An 18,822-nucleotide genomic window follows, 5' to 3' on the forward strand; every position below is an offset into this window, starting at 1 on the left:
TATTTATCTGGTTTTATATAAACAGCATAGATCGCTAATTTAGAGAGGTATTAAGTTTTATCACCTCGGTCCAAGCAAACGTTTTTCCTCACATACTAGATAAAAATTTCATATGATTATGAAAATGATAATTGATCTCATTTTTATTTAAGGGCAGAATACGCGCCATTGTATTAATCCTATAAATGAATTTGCTCTCTATATGAAATTTACTCATGTTTTTTTAGGGCTCATAATTACCTCTAGTTCTTGCTTTGCTGTTAATGACTTTAATTGGTTGCGAGATGACGCTCGTAAAGATGAGCGAGTTCTTACCTACCTAACAGAGCAGAACCGTAAGACTGAACAGCATCAAAAAAAATATCAGACGTTGACGCAAGATCTGCTCGCGCAGTGGGAAGCCATGGTGGCAGATAAAGGTGATAAACCATGGTCGATCGTAAATGGACGCGAATGGACGTTAACGCGTCGTGACAGTGGTTATGTGTTGCTATCACGTTCGAACCAGTATGCACAAGAGAACACAGTATTTGATTTCTCTGAACGTCAATCTGCATATCCGTATTATCAAGTAGGGCAGTGGCAAGTAAGCGGAGACACGTTGCTTTTCACTGAAGATATTGATGGAAGCGAGCAATATCGCGCCGTGGTTGTTGATTTACTCTCTGGCCAATCTACGGAGCTGGCAACGCACGTCGATAGCGGTGTATTGCTTTCACCTGATGGTAAGATGGCTTACCTCGTTTCGAAGGAAATGCGTACACAGCGACCTCATCAGATCCTACGCATCTCCACTGAATCTTCGGCTAAAACCGTTGTATGGCACGAATACAAATCAGATTGGTTACTTTCTTTCTACCGTGCGGCAGATAGCCGTTACGTGGTGCTGCAAAGCAACAACGAGTCAACCACAGAGCAGAAGCTTGTTGATCTAGAAACGGGCACCGTAAGCGATTCACTGAGAGTGCCGGAAGCGGGCGTGGAATATTACGCGGATGTGGCGAAAGGGCGCGTTTACATCAACAGCAATCTTGAAGGTACATTTGCACTTTATCAAACCGATCTAGCACCTCTTAGCGCAACATGGCAACGCTTTACGACCCCTCGTGAACCGCTTGGCCAGTTCTACCTTTATGATGCAGGAGTTGTGGCACTCAGTAAGCCGAACAACGTAGCGACATTGACGGTGTATTCATACCAAGGTCAGGAAAAAGTGATATTGCCATTAGAACAGGATGGCAATGTCGCTTGGTTGAGCACGTTGGGCGATTTTGAATCAAACAAGATTCGTATACGAAGTATGTCGATGACTACGCCTCCTCAGTGGGAAGAGTTCGATGTAAAAACGCTGACTAAAACCTTGTATTCTCAAGATGCTTACCAAGATTTTGATAGCCAACGTTATGTCTCCCAACGCATTTTTATCAAGCACGATGGTGTTTCTGTCCCGGTCTCTTTAGCGTATCGCAAAGACAAATTACACGCGCAATCACCTGTGATGATTTACGGCTATGGCGCATACGGTTTTACGATGAAGCCCTACTTTATGCCTCAAGTCATAAGCTTACTCGACCAAGGCGTGATTTACGCTATCGCTCATGTTCGCGGTGGTGGGTACTTTGGCGATGAGTGGCACGAGCAGGGCCGTGGTGTGCGCAAAGCCAATTCTATTGGTGATTTTGTCGCGGCGGCTAAGGCGCTGCAAACATTCGAACGTGGCAATAGAGAGATTTTTGCCATCGGTTCAAGTGCTGGTGGCACGTTGGTCGCAGGAGCGGTTAATCAAGACCCTAAATTATTTTCAGGTGTCGTGCTTAAAGTACCTTTTGTTGATGTGGTAGCAAGCATGTCGGATACCTCACTTCCGCTGACCACACAGCAGTATGGCGAATGGGGTAACCCAACCAAATCTGAGCAACTGGCGCTAATGAAAGCGTACGATCCAATTCTCAACATTCATAAAGACGCTTACCCACCCATGCTGGTTCAAGTCGGTTTGATCGACCAGCGCGTGCCTTATTGGGAAGGCGCCAAGTATCTCGCCAAGGTTTCCGCGCTAAGTGAGCGCGACGGGCCGTACTTGTTGCAGACCGATTTTAATTCGGGCCACCAAATGGACCCACGACAAGCGCAAGAACAACAAGCAAAAGAATACGCCTTTCTTTTATCACTAATTAAAACATCTAAAGCGGAGCAGTAAATGAAGCTTACCCCAGTGTCAGCGGCAGTACTTTCGGTACTAGCTGCCAGCCAAGTGCACGCCAAATCTGACGTTTTCTCTATGGAAGAGGTCGTGGTGACGGCGAATCGGATTGAACAACCAATGTCTGAATTAGCAGGCAGCGTCGCAGTTGTCACTAGCGAAGAGATTGAACAAAAGGGCGAAACAGAGCTTTATGATGCGCTGCGTCATGAACCTGGGGTAAGTGTGTCGGGCGGCGCTGGGCGTCCACAAAACATCACGATTCGAGGCATGACGGGTAACCGCATTATGATCATTCGTGACGGTATTCGCTCAGCAGACGGTTTTGGTGCGAATGACAGCAATGACAAAGTGGGCCGCGATACGTTTGATCTTTCTAATCTTGAATCATTAGAAGTAGTGAAAGGGGCGAGCTCATCAGTCTTAGGTTCTGGTGCTATCGGTGGCGCTGTGATTCTAAAATCCAAACAGCCTGGCGAGTTTTTAAAAGATCGTGACTTTTATGTTGATGCCACGGGCACGTACACGGGGATCAGCAATAAATACAAAGGCGCGAGCAATCTGGCATTTCGTTCTGGCGACACGGAAAGCTTAGTCAACGCGGCGTATTGGCAAGGTGAAGAGACGCGTAACTTCAGCCAAGATTTGTACAACCGCGATTTGGATGGTTACAGCGCGTCATACGCCATCAATCATTTCTTCAATGATGAAGTGATGGTCAAAGCGCGTGCCGAACTTTATCGGCAAGACCAACAACGCCTGGAAGGTTCGCCATCTATACAGAAGGATGGCAAATGGCATATCGAAGACTTCGCAGAAGATGAATCGACAAAAGAGTACAGCGCTTACATTGGTGCAGAGGTTACACCGATTAATCCAACTTGGTTCGAAGAGTTAGATACAAAGGTCTACTGGCGCCACACCGAAGTGGTGGAAGACACGAATCGTTTAATGAGACAAGTTGACCACAATGGTTTGACTGTTAGACGTCGCGAGCTAGAACACAAAACCTTCATTGACGAAACAATTGGCTTCCGTGGTGATTTCACCAATACGATTTATGCTGCAAATGCTGAGCACCAATTGGCTTACGGTATCGAGCTTTCTACTGACTATTATGAACGCACAGATAGCGATTCCAAGATTGATTGGAACGGGGTAACGCCTTCGACCAAACAACCTTTCGCTCCTGCTCGCGCTTATAACATTGGTCTGTACGTTCGAGACATGGTGGAGCTGGATAAATGGACCATTACAGGCGGCCTGCGCTTTGATGCGCATCGTCTAACACCGGACGGTGAGGGTGAAGTGGGCGGCTTCCCATTAAAAGACATGGATAGCTCAGAGGTATCTCCAAGCCTATCGATTTCTCGTGAAGTGTTTGCCAATAACATCGCTTATGTATCTTATAACCACGGTTATCGTGCTCCGGAATACGACAAAGCGTATGGCTTCGTAAACCATGACTTTGTGCCGCTAACGCCGTTTGTCATTGCACCGAACATGGACCTAGAGGCTGAAACTTCGGACTCCTTTGAAATCGGTAACAAATTCGATAATGGCCGCGCGCAACTTTACGTTTCTGCGTTTTACAACAAGTTCCAAAACTTCATCGATGTTGTTACCACAGGGCAAGATAACTTCGGTAACTACATCAAGCAATACCAAAACTTACACGGCGTTGAAACCTACGGCGCCGAGCTTTCTGCTGCGTATGCTTTCACATCGTCTTGGAAGCTAAGTACCAAGCTTGGTTATGTTGACGGAAAGGACGCCGAAGGCGAGTACGTTCGTAGCATCACACCTTTCGAGGGCAATGTTGGGCTGAGCTATCAGCAGCAAGACTTTAATGCGTTCGCGACGTGGAACTGGGCTGGTTCGATGGATCGTGTGCCGAGTTGCCAAACGTCACTTGGACAAAAAACCGAATGCGCACAAACAGAGGCATGGAACACGCTCGATTTGGGGGCAAGTTACCAAATCACCAAAGATTTTCGTTTGAGTGCGACCATCATCAACCTGTTCGACAAAGAATACATTCGCTACCAAGACGTTGCTGGTATAGCAGATGAGAGCAAACGCTACTCAACGGAACCAGGTCGTTACTTTACGGTTAACGCGAAGTACATCTTTTAGTAGGAGCCCTGCATGAAACTCAAACTTTTGGCGCTTTCTCTTACGTTAGCAGGCGTTCAAGTGACGAACGCTGCCGAGTGGGATTACCCTAGCGCTGCCATTACGGTTACGAACCAAGCTGAAGCGCTGCGCTATTTACAAGCCAATTACGCTAGCGCTGGCGAACTTAAGTTTCGCTATCAAACTCGTTCTCAGCTCGGAGATCATTACAACTTTGATGTGTGGGTCGATGGGCAGTATCAACCGCAACGCACCATTGTGCTGTCGACTAACCAAGACAGCCAAGTCGAGCGTATTTTCAAAAGCCTTGAAGATACGGTGATTCGTAATGGCGAGGCGATGCCAGCCGGAGAACTGGAACTGCCTGTTCGCTTGGAAGTGACCGAGCCGCCAGCATTGAGCTCTGGTGAGTTAGTGACCGTTCCCGTCTCACTCTTTGATCCTGATTTACGTACAATGCAACAACAAGCTGCGCCTGATTCTGCGTGGAATTCGTTAGAGGATTATCCGCAGCCACTTCAATATGTTGAGAAGCAGATTCAAGTTTTGCAGTCCGGTGGCAAGTTCTACCTAGCTAACGAGCGCGTTAAACAGGTGGATGCACTTGCATTACTGTCTTCACCTGCGGTAGGTGCGGAGCCTGTGCGTGATACCAGCAGTATTTTGCCGCCTGAGGGGGTTCAATCTTTTGCGGATGTAAAAGCGATGCAAAGCGCTCAACTTGGCGACAATGCCTTTTTGCAGTTGATGGCGTTTTACCATCTTGATAGCTCACTGCAGTACTTATCGAGCTTGAGCTATGACTTATTTGAAGAACCGCTTCGTTTTGATGGGCGTGGTTTGGCGCTCGACAACTCTTCTTACTACACAGGTTCCCGTGCGTTGATGTTAGGCGTTGGCGGAATATCTCCAGATGCTGCGGATGCAGATGTGATTTTGCACGAGCTAGGACACGGGATTCACTATCAAATCGTTCCCGATTGGGCGTATGGCCACACTGGCGCGATTGGAGAAGGTGTTGGTGATTACTGGGCGGGCAGCGCGAGCTACCGAACACAGTATTTAGACGCAGCTCGCCGTGGCCAAGAATTCGAGTTAGATACGGTGTTCAACTGGGACGGTATGTTCGGAACACGCAAAACAACTCGTAGCTTATGGAACCAAAGAGCGCGTTACTTCGAGAGCTCAGAGTATCCAGCGCACGTCAGTGTGGGCGGTGAATTAGGCGACGAGCTATGGTCAACGCCACTGTTCCAAGCGCTTAAAGCATCGGTTGAACGATACGGTGATGATACCGATAACGTGTTCCGCGAGTTTGACGCCATTGTACTTGAAGGCATGTATGGTATTGGTCGTGGCGTGAAAATGCATGATCTTGCGGAATCCACCGTGTTTGCCGCAAGCACTTTGTTCCCAAATAAAGACTATGCCCAGTTCCTGACGGACAGCTTCAAAAAACACAACTTACTTAAGGCGCCTCTTCGTGTTCGCTATGACGCTCGATACATCGCACAAGGTCAAGAAGTGGGAGTGAACCTGAGCCAAACTGGCCGCGAAGCGAGCATCAAAGGGCAATGGCAGCTAAATAACGCATCCGTTTTCGACTTTGATGAAACGCTTTCTGACTCGACCTCAATGAAGGTGGCGTTACCAAGCGGTCTGACATGTGGCACGCAATTCGATTCCTCTATTTCATTGGATTACCAATTTGCTGAAGGCTTAAAGACTCACCAGTGGAGCGAAAAGGTGATGCTGGTTAATGGTACGCCAGAGCTCGATATCCAGCCTCAATCCGTGAATTCCGCTTTGCCGGAGCAGGGTGACAGATTGTTCTCTCAGACGCTATCGGACAAGTCACGCACGATTGATGATTCGTTTGCGGTTTACCTGAACATCGAACATGACTCACTGCAGGATCTGCAAGTGACGCTTGTGTCTCCACAAGGTAAATCGGTTGTGCTACTTAGCCATCAATCAAGCAATACCAATGGGTTTAAAGGTTACTTCACCGCTCAGTATGACGAGGAGTTACAAGCACTTGTCGGTCAACCGAGTTGGGGTACTTGGCGTCTCGAAGTATCTGACCGCGTGTCAGGGAACTCTGGGGTGTTGAAAGAGTGGGGTGTTAGTCACTTTGCTCAGTATCAGTGTAGTGCTGATACCACTAAAGAAAGCAGTGGTGGTGGTTCAGGTGGCAGTGGTTCGCCTTGGACCTTGGTAGGACTTTTCCTGCTTTCAATGGTGAGAGTGATTCGTTCTCGTTAATTAAAATCTAAAGAAGACAAAATTTATGAAGTTTCAATATTCTTTCGTTGCTATGTCACTAGCCCTAGCTGGTTGTGGCGGTGGTTCTGGTGGTGACACGTCAACACCGACCTATAATGTAGCTGGCACCATCGTTTCTGCAGGTACACTTCTTGATACGCCAGTATGTATCGATTTAAACCAGAACTACGTTTGTGATACTACTGAACCGAGTGCTAAAACGGATAATGCTGGTAAGTTCTCCCTGACGTCAAGTGACAAGAACATTTTGACTAGCACGATTCTTGCTCAAGTTGATCAAGGCTCAAACCAAACGTTGCGTCTTGCGGCTCCAGGCCAAAACTTAGCCACGGGTAACACAGTAAATGGTGTAACAACATTGCTCGCAGGTCTTGTGGTTGACGGTAAAACCGTTGCTCAAGCTGAAGAGATTGTTAAAGCGCAACTGGCTAGTGTAGGCGTTTCGCTGAATGGTTCGGTGATGTCTAACGCAGAAGCCAGCGAGCTGGACAAGCTAGAGCAAAACACGGTTGCGCTATTAGCTGCGATGCAACCACAACAAATGACCAAAGGCGTAGCGCTGCTTGCTCAAAGTCTTAGCTTCCAAGGTAAATCGCTAGCCTCTGATCTTCTGTCTGAAGCGGAAGTGAGTGCATTTGCTGAAGAGATTGCAGCGGTTGCTGAACAAACGGTTGGTAGTAACGATACGGGTGCCATTCTTCACTTTGCTGATGGCGCTGCAGACGTTGCAGAGGTCCAAGCTTCTTACCCTGGTCAAGATGCGGAATACGGCTTCGACAAACAGGACAAGCAAACGTCGACAGGCGCGGGCTTTAAGTTCGTTAAGCTAGATTCACAAGGCGCTGCTTTAGCTGCAGATGCCACTGAGTGGGCTTGCACTTTGGATGAGCGTACTGGTCTTGTTTGGGAAAACAAGAGTGCGGATGCGAGCTCTATTCAATTTAAAGACCGCCTATTTGCGTTTGAGTCTGAAACATTTAAGCCATTTAGCAAAGATGTAGATCTTGCGGGCTGTAAAGAGGTGGGCGATGAAATTTGTACTACGAGCCAATACGTTGAGTACATAAACAAACAATCGTTATGTGGAATCACTGGTTGGCGCCTGCCTACTTACCGTGAAACTTATGACTTACTAGATTTCGGTGAAAAGACACTATTTGCGCCGAGCACAGAATATGAACCGAACAATGTGTATGGTTTTAATGTCAAATACTTCCCACAGCAAACTTTAGGCAGCCCTTATTTAGAAAAAGGTGCGTTTTGGCATGATGGTTTTAGGTTTACGGAAACATCATCACAGCTCATGGATGGTGAGATTTATTTCCCCGCAATTGTCTCTCGGGGCGCAGATAGAGGGGCCACTTCATTCGTTGAGATTCGCTCAAGCAGTACAAGTGAAGATGCCTATGATTCCTACCAATTCCCAATCCGTCTAGTAGCAGTTAAGGGACAATAAGATGAAGAAACTAATGACCTCGCTATCTCTTGTGTTGGCTTCTCAAGTAGCAATGGCAGCACAAGAGTGTTCGACTGAGTTTGCTAAAACAGCACCTAATACACGTTACACTTATTCAGATAAGGGAACTGTAACTGACTTAAAAACAGGTCTTACATGGATGCGCTGTCCAGTCGGTATGAAATGGAATGCAGCAAACGAAGAATGCACCGGAACGCGAGCTACGATGTCATGGCAATTCGCGCTGTCTACGGCCCAACAAATTCGTAATCCGTCCGGTAACCACCCTCTACACAACTTTGCTGGCAAAAAGAATTGGCGACTAGCAAACATTAAAGAGTTGGTATCGTTAACGGAGCAAGCTTGCTATAGCCCAGCGATGAATGGTACAGGCTTTGCGAGCGGTTATACACTGACAGACAAGGACGATATTTTAGGACGTAATATCTGGAGTAACACACCTAATGGTGATGGTAAGCATGTTGCTACTCTTGATACGACTAATGGTGAGGTTTTCAATAGAGATCCATTAGACTCAAGTTTCAAAAGCTCTCTCTTGTTAGTGACAGATGAATAATACTTATTACGTTAATAAAGATTGATAGCTTTGCCTTTATAAAAAGCTCCGCCAGTGCGGAGCTTTTTTCTTTTCTAACCTTTGGCACTTATCGTGTTGAGCGGAATGTTTAAACTTGGAACTGCTTAAGTTGGTGCTTTTGGTTTTCCGCTAAGCCTGAAAGCTCTTGAGCGGCAGAGGCGGACTGCGTAATGCCAGTCACGTTCTGGCTCACTAGTTCATAGATGTTCGTTAAGTTGTTGTTGATATCAGCCGTGACCTGTTTCTGCTCTTCTGATGCGGTCGCCACTTGAGTGTTGATTGAGTTCAGATCGGCGATAGCGTTACTGATATTAGCAAGTGATTGGCTAACTTCTTGTGCCAGAGCTTGGTTGTCTGACAACATGGCTAAGCTAGAGTGCATGCTTTCATTTGCGTGACCCGATTGCTGCTGAAGCTCTTCGATGATGGTTTGGATCTCTTTCGTCGATTCCTGAGTTCGCGCCGCTAACATACGTACTTCATCGGCGACTACCGCAAAGCCTCGGCCACTTTCGCCCGCTCGTGCAGCCTCGATCGCTGCATTCAGTGCAAGCAAATTGGTTTGCTCAGAAATGCCTTCAATCACTTCGATCACGCGACCAATGTGTTCTGATTGATCTTTCAGCGATGTCACGACGGCTGCGGCTTCGTTGAGTTGTTCTGCCATTTTTTCGCTTGCGCGAGTGCTTTCCTCAAACATGCTCAGACTTTGTGAGGTAAGCGTGCGTGCTTGATTTGATGCGCTATCGGCTTCTTGTGCATTGGTCGACACTTCAGCTGCAGTCGATTCTAGTTGGTTGATTGCCGAAGCCACTTGCTCAACTTCTTGCTTTTCTTGATCTGAGTTAACGCTGCTTTGAGTCATAACAGTCGCTAACTCGGTCGATGCTGATGCCACATCTTCACTAATTCGAACTAATGCACTCACGGTTTCACGCAGTTTGTCGATGGTTTGGTTTACATCCTGAGCCAGTTGCGACACTTCGTTTTTTCCGATGGCTTCGGCTTTAACCAATAGATTTCCCTTCGCGACTTCTTGCATGGTTCCTTGAAGGCTACGAATCGGTGCAACGATATAGCTAGCTAGTATCCAACTAATAAGCGAAGCGGTACTCAAGATAACTGCAAGCGAGACCGCGCTGTAGGTGAGCGTGGTTGAATGCTGTTCGCCATTCGCTTCCACTTCATCGGTGACGATTTGATTCAATTGTTTAGACAGGTTGTCGATGGCGTTGATCATTGCTTCGCCAGCCAATCGATATTCTGCCATCGCAGATTCGTACTTTTGATTGAAATCGGATGTGGTGTAGCCAGAAGAGTGTTTGGTGGTGAGCAGAGGTGTCATGGTGACGCGCGTGAAATCAACATAGTGATCCATGGCTTTGCGCATAGCATTCACTTCGGTTTGAACGCCTGGGAGGCTATCGATGGAATTCAGAAAATCGCGGTTTTTGTTTTGTCGTTCAGACAGTTCTTGGTTGAGAGATTGGACATCTTCGGCTCTAAATAGACTGTAAATGGCTTTGATGCGCATAGCGTAGGCGTTGTCTACGATGGCGCTGAGTTCCTCTTTATGAATGATCAGCTTGTTGGTGGAAGTGGAAACCTTATTGAATGCTTGGTCGAGCTTGCCGATTCCGACGCTCAATCCAATGACGAGTAATACAACGGTGAATAGAACAGGTAAAAAGACCTGAAGTTTAATAGAAAGCGTACTAAGAAATTGACGCATGATTGACCCTCTATCGGTTTGATTATTATCTTTTTTATAAATAAGCATCTCGATTTTAATTGCCACATTCGTCAAATCAATGACTTACTCATATCCAATTGTTATGAAATGTACCAAAATCGATGGAGTTATCATTTTGAACGCGCGGCAATTTATAAAAGCGCTAAGCTAAAAACGGTAGAGGGATCAGTCGCGGAATTAATATACAGAAATGACAACGTGTCATAGAGGGTTCAACTAAGTGAAACACAACTGTCATATTCAAATTCTAAAGTGAGCACCGTTCAAGTGAAACACAACGGCAATAAAGCCACTTAAGGAAATTGTGATGAAAAAGACAGTAATCGGTGCAATCGCACTTCTAGGCGCAATGGCAGTGACTCCTGTTTCTGCTAAAGAAACTATCTCTGCAGTGGGTTCTAGCAGCGTAACTCCACTGATGGAAGTTTTCTCTGAAACGTACATGAAGAAGAACCCTAACGTATTTATCGAAGTTCAAGGCCCTGGTTCTTCAGCTGGTGTTAAAGCAGCAAAAAATGGTTCAGCAGACCTTGGTATGTCTTCTCGTAATCTAAAAGACTCTGAAAAAGAATCAACACTAATCGAAGAAGTGGTTGCTCGTGATGGTATCGCAGTGGTTGTTAACCCACAAAACAAACTGCCTGGCCTAACAGCAGAGCAAGTGACTGCAATCTACAAAGGCGAAGTATCAAACTGGAAAGAAGTCGGTGGTGCAGACAAGCCAATCGTAGCAATTACTCGTGACACGGCTTCAGGTACTCGTGGCGCATTTGAAGACATCATGTCTCTTAAAATGAAGATTTCTGGTAAGAAGGTATCAGCTATCTCTCAACGTGCTCAAGTTGCAAACGGTAACGGCGCACTCAAAACAATGGTTGCATCTAACCCATACGCAATCGGCTACATTTCACTAGGTACGGTAGACAACACAGTTAACGCTCTAGCAATCGACGGTGTTGATGCAACAGTGGCTAACGTGAAAAACGGTTCTTACAAAGTAGCTCGTCCATTCCTTGTTCTTTACAAAGAAGGCAAGCCATCAGCTGAAACGCAAAAATTCCTAGACTGGATGCTAACTGAAGATGCGCAAAAGCTAGTTGACCAAAACGGTTACATCTCAGTTCACTAATTTTATCGGGACTCTTAAGTTTGCTCAGCCCACCATTTAGGGCTGAGCCTTTTCTATCCATAGTGTTCACCGGCAAAACGCCCAGAACCGTGAGATTTTTTAAATGACCATCGCAACAAATAGTGAAAAGCTTATGAATACTGACGCTAAAGCTATCAGCAAGCCCGGCCTGCGCGAGAAACGTCGCGTAGACTGGAAAGAGCGTATCTTCCACGGCTTGTTCCTAACCAGTGCCGTTATCGGCATCGTCTCATTAGCCGTTATTGCATACTTCATTGTTCGAGAGAGTATCCCGGCATTCCAAGAAGCTGGTGTATCGGGCATCGTTCTTGGACAAAACTGGCTGCCGCCTGCACTTTACGGTGTTGCGACAATGATTGTTGCTTCTATTGTATCGACGGCAGGTGCGGTAATCGTCGGTGTGCCAATTGGTGTGCTGACGGCTATCTTCATTGCCGAAATCGCACCAAAGCGTCTTGCGGATATTATTCGTCCTGCAGTTGAGCTTTTGGCAGGTATCCCGTCTGTGGTTTATGGTTTCTTTGGTTTGGTCATCATCGTACCGCTGATTCAAAACATCTTTAATGTCCCTGCGGGTAACACGATTTTGGCAGGTATCATCGTGCTTGGTGTGATGATTCTACCGACCGTAATCACGGTATCTGAAACGTCTATTCGAGCTGTGCCTCGCGCATACAAAGAAGGTTCTTTGGCACTTGGCGCTTCGAAAATCTACACAATCTTCAAATTGCTCGTTCCAGCGGCTCGTTCAGGGATCATGACGGGTGTGATTTTGGGTATTGGCCGTGCTCTAGGTGAGACAATGGCGATCATCATGGTGATGGGTAACGCACCTGCTATGCCAGAAGGCATCCTAGATTCGGCACGTACGCTAACCGCAAACATCGCGATTGAAATGTCTTACGCAAGTGGTATTCACGCCAACGCTCTTTACGCCACTGGTGTTGTACTTCTGGTCTTCATCATGTCGTTGAACGCTGTACTTCTTTACCTAAACCGAGAAAAAGCGAAGTAATCGCTCGTTAAAGGTGACTATTATGGATCGCGCAAAACTAAAACAAGCTCGCCAGTTCAAAGATAACGTCTTTAACGCTTTGGTTTGGATTTCGGCAGCACTAACGGTAGGTTTTTTGTTCTGGATTATCTGGTACATCCTATCAAATGGTCTACAACACGTAGATTGGAACTTCATTACTGATAACTACACACGTACTGGTGAAGAGCACGGTATCTTCCCGATGATCGTCTCGACCATCTACATGGTTATCGCATCCATCGCGGTAGCGGCGCCACTGGGTATCATGACGGCAATCTACTTAACCGAATACGCGAAAGTCGGTAGCCGATTGGTAAAAATTATCCGATTCTGTACTGAGTCGTTGGCGGGTATCCCGTCGATCATCTTCGGTCTATTCGGTATGACGTTCTTCGTGGCAATTCTTGGTCTGGGCTTCTCGATTCTGTCGGGTGCACTGACTCTAAGTATTCTTATTCTGCCAGTGATCATCCGTACTACGGAAGAAGCACTGATGGCAGTGCCTCAAACGTATCGTGAAGGCTCTTACGGCCTTGGCGCTTCAAAAATTTACACTATCTGGCGTTTGATTCTTCCGAGCGCAATGCCAGGTATCTTAACCTCGGTCATTCTAAGTATTGGTCGTGTCATTGGTGAGTCTGCTCCTGTATTTCTGACAGCAGGCATGGTTGCTCGTATTCCAGATTCTCTGTTGGACTCCGGTCGTACATTAACCGTTCACCTATACAAACTGACTACCGAACTGTTTACCGTTGAAGAATGGAATCAGGCTTACGGTACCGCAACAGTGCTTATCGTGGTTGTTCTTCTGATCAACATGGTAACGAAACTGATTGCTAGACGTTTTAACACCGCAACTTACTAACAACACTAATTAAGAACGCACGTTAAAAGACACGAATTCAAGATTTAAGAGATTAAGAAAATGAACAAATTTGATATTGAAAACCTAGACTTATTCTACGGTGAAAACCAAGCACTGAAATCGATCAACCTACCAATTCCAGTTCGCCAAGTAACGGCACTTATCGGCCCGTCAGGTTGTGGTAAATCAACGCTTCTACGTTGTTTGAACCGCATGAACGACCTAATCGAAGGCGTGAAAATCACGGGTAAATTGGCGATGGACGGCGAAGACATTTACGGCAACATTGATGTCGCGGATCTTCGCATCAAGGTTGGCATGGTGTTCCAGAAGCCAAACCCATTCCCGATGAGCATCTACGAAAACGTGGCTTACGGCCTACGTGCTCAAGGTATCAAAGACAAGAAACACATTGACGAAGTGGTAGAGCGTTCACTACGTGGCGCAGCACTTTGGGATGAAGTGAAAGATCGCCTGAAGTCACACGCATTTGGTCTATCGGGTGGTCAGCAACAGCGTCTTTGTATCGCACGTACGATCGCGATGGAGCCGGATGTGATTCTGATGGATGAACCAACTTCGGCACTTGACCCAATTGCGACACATAAAATCGAAGAATTGATGGAAGAGCTGAAGAAGAACTACACCATCGTTATCGTGACTCACTCAATGCAACAGGCGCGTCGTATCTCTGACCGTACTGCGTTTTTCCTAATGGGTGAACTGGTTGAGCATAACGATACTCAAGTGATCTTCAGTAACCCTCAAGATGACCGTACTCAAGGCTACGTAAATGGTGATTTCGGTTAATTCGCCATATTTACAAGCATAACTAAATAACTATAAGCGATGGTAACTTTGCCCCTCTTTTTGAGGGGCCTTTTTCTTTTCAAGCTGCAGATTTATAACACCAACCTATACCAATAATTCTTGCAAGGAAGCACAAATACCCCCTTTTTATAGAACATGTAACTTATGTGAAATACGGTTATAAAAGTGCTGAAGAGCTCTCGAATGTGAAACTAAGTCTGATAATTTTGCGAATGACTTAACAGCTCAAATTTGATTGTATTGATTGCATATGATGGCCTAAGTAGTTTTTTATCGAGAATAAAAAAGTAGATTAGGTTGGTAGGGTGAGTTTAAGAAGTTTTACAAGAAAAGTGTCTTCAACGAGGGATCATCGGTTATTAGCGGAGGCGATATTTGATCATTTAGAGAGTTTGCTCTCCCCTCAAGCCTTAGCCATTTTTGAAGATCCTTCAATTAATCCCCGTTATTCTGTGAGTTTCTCTCGCGGGGAGCTTTACCCAATCCAAAGCTATCCTGACAGCTTCTGGGAGTGGGCAAGTCAGTTTGACACTTCTGAAAGCATCATTCCTCTGGCGATCAATACTTGTAACTGGAATCACACCCAAGATTTAGGTGGAGATAGTTACATAATGATGCTCGATAACACGCCTATCAAACGCACCTACCTACTGATTCAATCTGTTCATGCTCGCACGGCACACAATATCTATGAAGAAAGCTATGATGCAATGCAGCTTGCAGCGGCGCGTTGGCAGTGCATTCGCGCCGAGAAAAATGCGTCGCAAGAGATGAGACACAGAGACATTCGTGAAGCGCAATATGTCGATGAAATTAACCAACGCGAGCGCTTTATCGAGAACATGAAGTTAGTTCAGCAAGTTGCTCTCGAGATCTCCAACCCTGATTCCTTAAAAGATTTGTATTACAAAGCCGTCGAAGCGCTACGTCAACGGTTGGGGTTTGACCGCACCACACTGATGCTGCTGGACATGAAAAAGCGAAGTTTCAGCGGTACATACGGCACGGATGAGTCTGGTATTACGATCGATGAATTCCACACGCAGTACGACCTTCATCAACTGAGTGAGGAATACATCGCTGCGCTGTCGAGCCTTGAGAGCAATTTAGTGATCGTGGAAGATGCGCCGATATACACGGCAGGTAAAGTGGTTGGGCAGGGGTGGAACGCGATGTTGATTCTACGTGATGGCAATGAGCCATTTGGTTGGTTCGCGCTTGATAACTTTATTCATCGCAAGCCGATAACAGCGTATCAAAAACAGATGTTGGACTCGTTTGGCTCCCTTTTCTCACAAATTTACATTCGAAAGCGCCAAGAGCAGAACGTGCGTATGTTGCATTCAAGCATGGTTGAGCTATCACGCTGTACAACCGTCAGTGATGTATGTAAATCGGCCGTCACTTTTGCCATCAAAAATCTTGGTATTGATCGGATGGCGGTGTTTTTGACCGATGAAAATTGCTCATACATGCAAGGCACTTGGGGGACTGACATTCAAGGCAATGTGGTGGATGAGTCTTATTTCTTTGGTGAGACACAAGACTTTTCGTTGATCAATTTAGCTCGCGCCGTACCTAGTGAAGTGGCATTTGAGGAATCCGTTCCTATTTATCATGACTGTAATATTGTCGGCTTTGGCTGGGCTGCGATGACGGTTTTGACTTCGAACAGCAGCGGGCCCATCGCCTTTATTGCTGTTGATAACTTATTGACGCGCGCGCCGCTGACTTCTCAGCTACGTGAAGTGATTCGTATGTTCGCTTCCAGTCTAGCGGAGGTTTTGCAGCGCACTCAAGCGCAAGAGGCGATTCGCGGATTAAACGAAAACCTGGAGTTAGAAGTACAGAACCGAACCAAAGAGTTGGAAGAAGCCAACCGACAGCTTGAGGTGCTTTCTAAACTTGACCCTCTGACACGTCTTGGCAATCGCCGTATGTTAGAACATGTGATGCAGAAATATTGCGCGCTAGAGTGTGAGGAAGCGATGTTCTTTGGTCTTATCCTGATTGATATTGATCACTTTGGCTTGTTTAACAATCACTATGGCCATCTCGAAGGGGATATCGCACTAATGCGCGTGGGTCATATCTTGGATCATCATACCAAAGGTGAAGACGAGGTTTTCTGTCGCATTGGTGGAGAAGAGTTTGTGTTACTAATGATCGGCTCTGATCAAGAGGCGGTAAAGCAGAGAGCGGAACGTATTCGTCAATGCATTGAAGATGAAGGCATCAAACACCAACACAACCCAGAAGGGGAGTTGCTCACTGTGTCAGTCGGTTATTCTTGCTACAAAACGAAAGGCAAAGACTTTAATTTCGACCATCTTTACCAGTTGTCGGATAAGGCTCTCTATCAAGCGAAGAGCCATGGTCGAAATTGCGTAAGGCGATATGAGTACGAGCATCAAGCTTTTGTTGAATAAGTGATGCTCATAACATCAAAGTTACTGAGACAGTTTGGTTGATTTTTAGATAAAACTGTTAAAGTGTGTTTGGTCGCACAAGAAAAATGGCAGCTCTCGTGAGCTGCCATTTTGCTTTATAGTTTTTCTAGCTGGTGGTCGGTTTTCGTTACGTTTGCTTTGCCAAGGTTTTGAATTTTTGCCAGTAGCGAGTCTGGATGCCAAGGTTGTTGATTGGCACTAAAACGCGCTTGGTTCATGGCGTCAAGTTCTTGTTTTACGGCTTGCGCATCACCAGGGCTTAACCTGTCTCGGTGAGTGTTTAGATACTCGTTTACTGAGCGTTCAATTTTAGCAGCGTCCCCTTCATTGATGACTTTTTTCAACGCATCAACGCAAAGAGGTTGCTCGGTATTCGAAACCGTTTTACTCGCCGTCATAGGACGCTTCTTCCATGCCCAAATCGCGATTCCTAACGTCGCCACCCAAAGTCCAGCGAAAACAAAGGTCAGGGTTTGCCAGAGACTGCTCACTCCACCGTTTGGTTCGGGACTGATGGCTGACTCAGGTGGTGTTGGCAGAGGCGATTCCGGCAATGTGATAAGCCCGGTGTCACTTTGCTCTATTTCTAATTGTAGCTCTGGTAACGTCGCTTTTTTCGCTTCATCATTTTGGCTGTCCCACCAGTTCAAATGGTATCCCGGCAAGGTATATGACCCAGCCTCAGTGGGGATAATGACTTGCTTCACTGTCATGATAACGGTGCCATCTCTCGCGCTGTCGAATTGAGGCTGTTCTGGGTAGACCCGCAGCGAACTTGGATAATCAATACTTACTCGTGGAAGGTATTCGGCTTGTGTTCCGCGAGCTTTAATTTGAATGGTTCGAGTGAGTGAAGAGCCCTGTTTGACAGTGTTGAGCGCATTAACCGACAGTGGATTACCTTGATCGTCTTGCCAGCTCTGCGTCATTTCTAACGCTGAAGCTGGAAGCCATTCCCCTTCAAATTCGCTTGGGATTGGTTTTACCTCGATAGGCATTTGCTCAGCTTTGGTGTTGATTGGCATGATCTTGGTAGAGCCCGTCAAGCTGTCGCCATAAATGTAAGAGCCTGTCAGTCTAGGACCTATCAAGGTGTAAGTACCCGGCTGATTCGCCGTTAAGCGAAACGACTGTTCAATGACCGCTACTTCTAATCCATTTAAGATCTTTTGCCCCTGCTGTAAGCCACCAATCGCTTCAAGCTTCATGCCTTCAATCTGTGGAGGCACAATTTGTGGGTTATCAAGACGGCGGGTATCTGCTTTGATCAAAAGCTGCATACGTAATGTCGCAGATTGCTGAGGGTACAGCGTGCTGTTGTCGACACTGATATTAAAGCTAAATAGGTTATCGAGATTGGGTTCAGCTTGGCTTGCGGTGACACGAAGCTTTATTGGCTCCGTTCTCATACCATCTGCGGAAAAGCTCGGAATAGTCAGAACACCTTCTTTCATCGGCGCAATCGAGATACTCCACTCAGTACGTACAGATTTTCTTCCGTTAATGTTATTGCTGGAGCGCCCATAACGAGGTTGACCCAAGAAAAAGTCGTTCTCAAGTACATTAAAGTCAATTGCATCTGAGCTGAGCTCAGTATCTGCCATGATTCTGAGGTTGATCACTTCATTCTTAGCAACTTGTGTTTTATTGACGCTTGCTTGAAGCGTCTGTGCCATCACCGAGAAGCTGGATAATAGGCTGGCCACAAGAATAAAGATCAGTTGTACGCCTTTGTTCATCACGGGCTTACCACTCCTTTTGAGATTGTTGTGGAGGTTGTTTTTGTTGAGCTTGAAGCTGCATTTGTGCACGAATCAAAAAGCTTGGATCGCGAGCGCTTTCGACTGCTTCTAGACGACGGAATTCAGGATCATCCCGATGCGTGTTTTTTGGCTGCATTTGAGCCTGCATTGGCTCACCTTGTTCCTGAGCCTGCTTTTCACCTCGTTTCGGTCGATGTTGCTCTGTTTTTTGCTTTTCTGTTTTATTTTCAGATTCTTGCTGATTTTGTGACTGTTGTCCTTGCTCTTCCTTCTCACCGTCTTGAGACTTTTGTTG

At 46.2% G+C, this 18,822-nt stretch carries 12 protein-coding genes and 1 pseudogene; 10 read left to right on the forward strand and 3 right to left on the reverse strand.

The features are described from left to right. Positions 1-202: 202 nt before the first annotated feature. The 5 genes from NL644_RS01845 to NL644_RS01865 are packed head-to-tail and all read left to right on the forward strand — an operon-like array spanning position 203 to position 8,658. Positions 203-2,200 (forward strand): prolyl oligopeptidase family serine peptidase, encoded by a 1,998-nt coding sequence (locus tag NL644_RS01845; protein ID WP_253657909.1) that lies wholly within the window; start codon positions 203-205, stop codon positions 2,198-2,200. Then, positions 2,201-4,339: a TonB-dependent hemoglobin/transferrin/lactoferrin family receptor gene (locus tag NL644_RS01850; protein WP_104973085.1), complete on the forward strand. Its 2,139-nt coding sequence runs from the start codon at positions 2,201-2,203 to the stop codon at positions 4,337-4,339. Between the two features lie 12 nt (positions 4,340-4,351). Further along, the gene (locus tag NL644_RS01855) at positions 4,352-6,604 is read left to right on the forward strand and encodes a proprotein convertase P-domain-containing protein (protein WP_253657910.1); all 2,253 of its coding nucleotides are present in this window, start codon (positions 4,352-4,354) and stop codon (positions 6,602-6,604) included. 25 nt (positions 6,605-6,629) lie between these two features. Continuing rightward, positions 6,630-8,081 carry a DUF1566 domain-containing protein gene (locus NL644_RS01860; RefSeq protein ID WP_109169202.1) on the forward strand — a complete coding sequence of 484 codons (1,452 nt, stop codon included), beginning with the start codon at positions 6,630-6,632 and terminating at the stop codon, positions 8,079-8,081. A 1-nt stretch (position 8,082) separates the two neighbouring features. Beyond that, positions 8,083-8,658 (forward strand): DUF1566 domain-containing protein, encoded by a 576-nt coding sequence (locus NL644_RS01865; protein WP_114322802.1) that lies wholly within the window; start codon positions 8,083-8,085, stop codon positions 8,656-8,658. 109 nt (positions 8,659-8,767) lie between these two features. On the opposite strand, the gene NL644_RS01870 is transcribed toward NL644_RS01865, so the two are convergent. After that, complete coding sequence (locus NL644_RS01870; protein WP_114323003.1) at positions 8,768-10,411, reverse strand: methyl-accepting chemotaxis protein; 1,644 nt, start codon at positions 10,409-10,411, stop codon at positions 8,768-8,770. A 328-nt stretch (positions 10,412-10,739) separates the two neighbouring features. On the opposite strand from NL644_RS01870, the gene NL644_RS01875 reads away from it, so the two are divergent. The 5 genes from NL644_RS01875 to NL644_RS01895 all read left to right on the forward strand — a co-directional run bounded on the left by NL644_RS01875 (position 10,740) and on the right by NL644_RS01895 (position 16,743). Then, positions 10,740-11,561 (forward strand): phosphate ABC transporter substrate-binding protein, encoded by an 822-nt coding sequence (locus NL644_RS01875; RefSeq protein WP_005397879.1) that lies wholly within the window; start codon positions 10,740-10,742, stop codon positions 11,559-11,561. Positions 11,562-11,664: 103 nt separating this feature from the next. Beyond that, entirely contained in the window at positions 11,665-12,597 is a 933-nt protein-coding gene (gene pstC, locus NL644_RS01880) for a phosphate ABC transporter permease subunit PstC (RefSeq protein WP_006741921.1), read from the forward strand. Positions 12,598-12,619: 22 nt separating this feature from the next. After that, positions 12,620-13,483 carry a phosphate ABC transporter permease PstA gene (gene pstA, locus NL644_RS01885; protein WP_005397882.1) on the forward strand — a complete coding sequence of 288 codons (864 nt, stop codon included), beginning with the start codon at positions 12,620-12,622 and terminating at the stop codon, positions 13,481-13,483. A gap of 60 nt (positions 13,484-13,543) precedes the next feature. Then, entirely contained in the window at positions 13,544-14,293 is a 750-nt protein-coding gene (gene pstB / locus NL644_RS01890) for a phosphate ABC transporter ATP-binding protein PstB (RefSeq protein ID WP_005397884.1), read from the forward strand. A 326-nt stretch (positions 14,294-14,619) separates the two neighbouring features. Then, positions 14,620-16,743, forward strand: coding sequence for a GGDEF domain-containing protein (locus tag NL644_RS01895; protein WP_114322803.1), 2,124 nt, complete (start codon positions 14,620-14,622; stop codon positions 16,741-16,743). A 116-nt stretch (positions 16,744-16,859) separates the two neighbouring features. On the opposite strand, the gene NL644_RS01900 is transcribed toward NL644_RS01895, so the two are convergent. Together NL644_RS01900 and NL644_RS01905 are read right to left on the reverse strand one after the other, a co-directional pair. Further along, positions 16,860-18,506 (reverse strand): BatD family protein, encoded by a 1,647-nt coding sequence (locus tag NL644_RS01900; RefSeq protein ID WP_181869473.1) that lies wholly within the window; start codon positions 18,504-18,506, stop codon positions 16,860-16,862. Positions 18,507-18,510: 4 nt separating this feature from the next. After that, positions 18,511-18,822 (reverse strand): annotated as a pseudogene (locus NL644_RS01905) (hypothetical protein); the annotation flags it as partial.

Origin of the sequence: Vibrio sp. Y10_XG_PY6 (genome assembly GCF_024181795.1) — a bacterium.
GTDB classification, from domain to species: domain Bacteria; phylum Pseudomonadota; class Gammaproteobacteria; order Enterobacterales; family Vibrionaceae; genus Vibrio; species Vibrio diabolicus.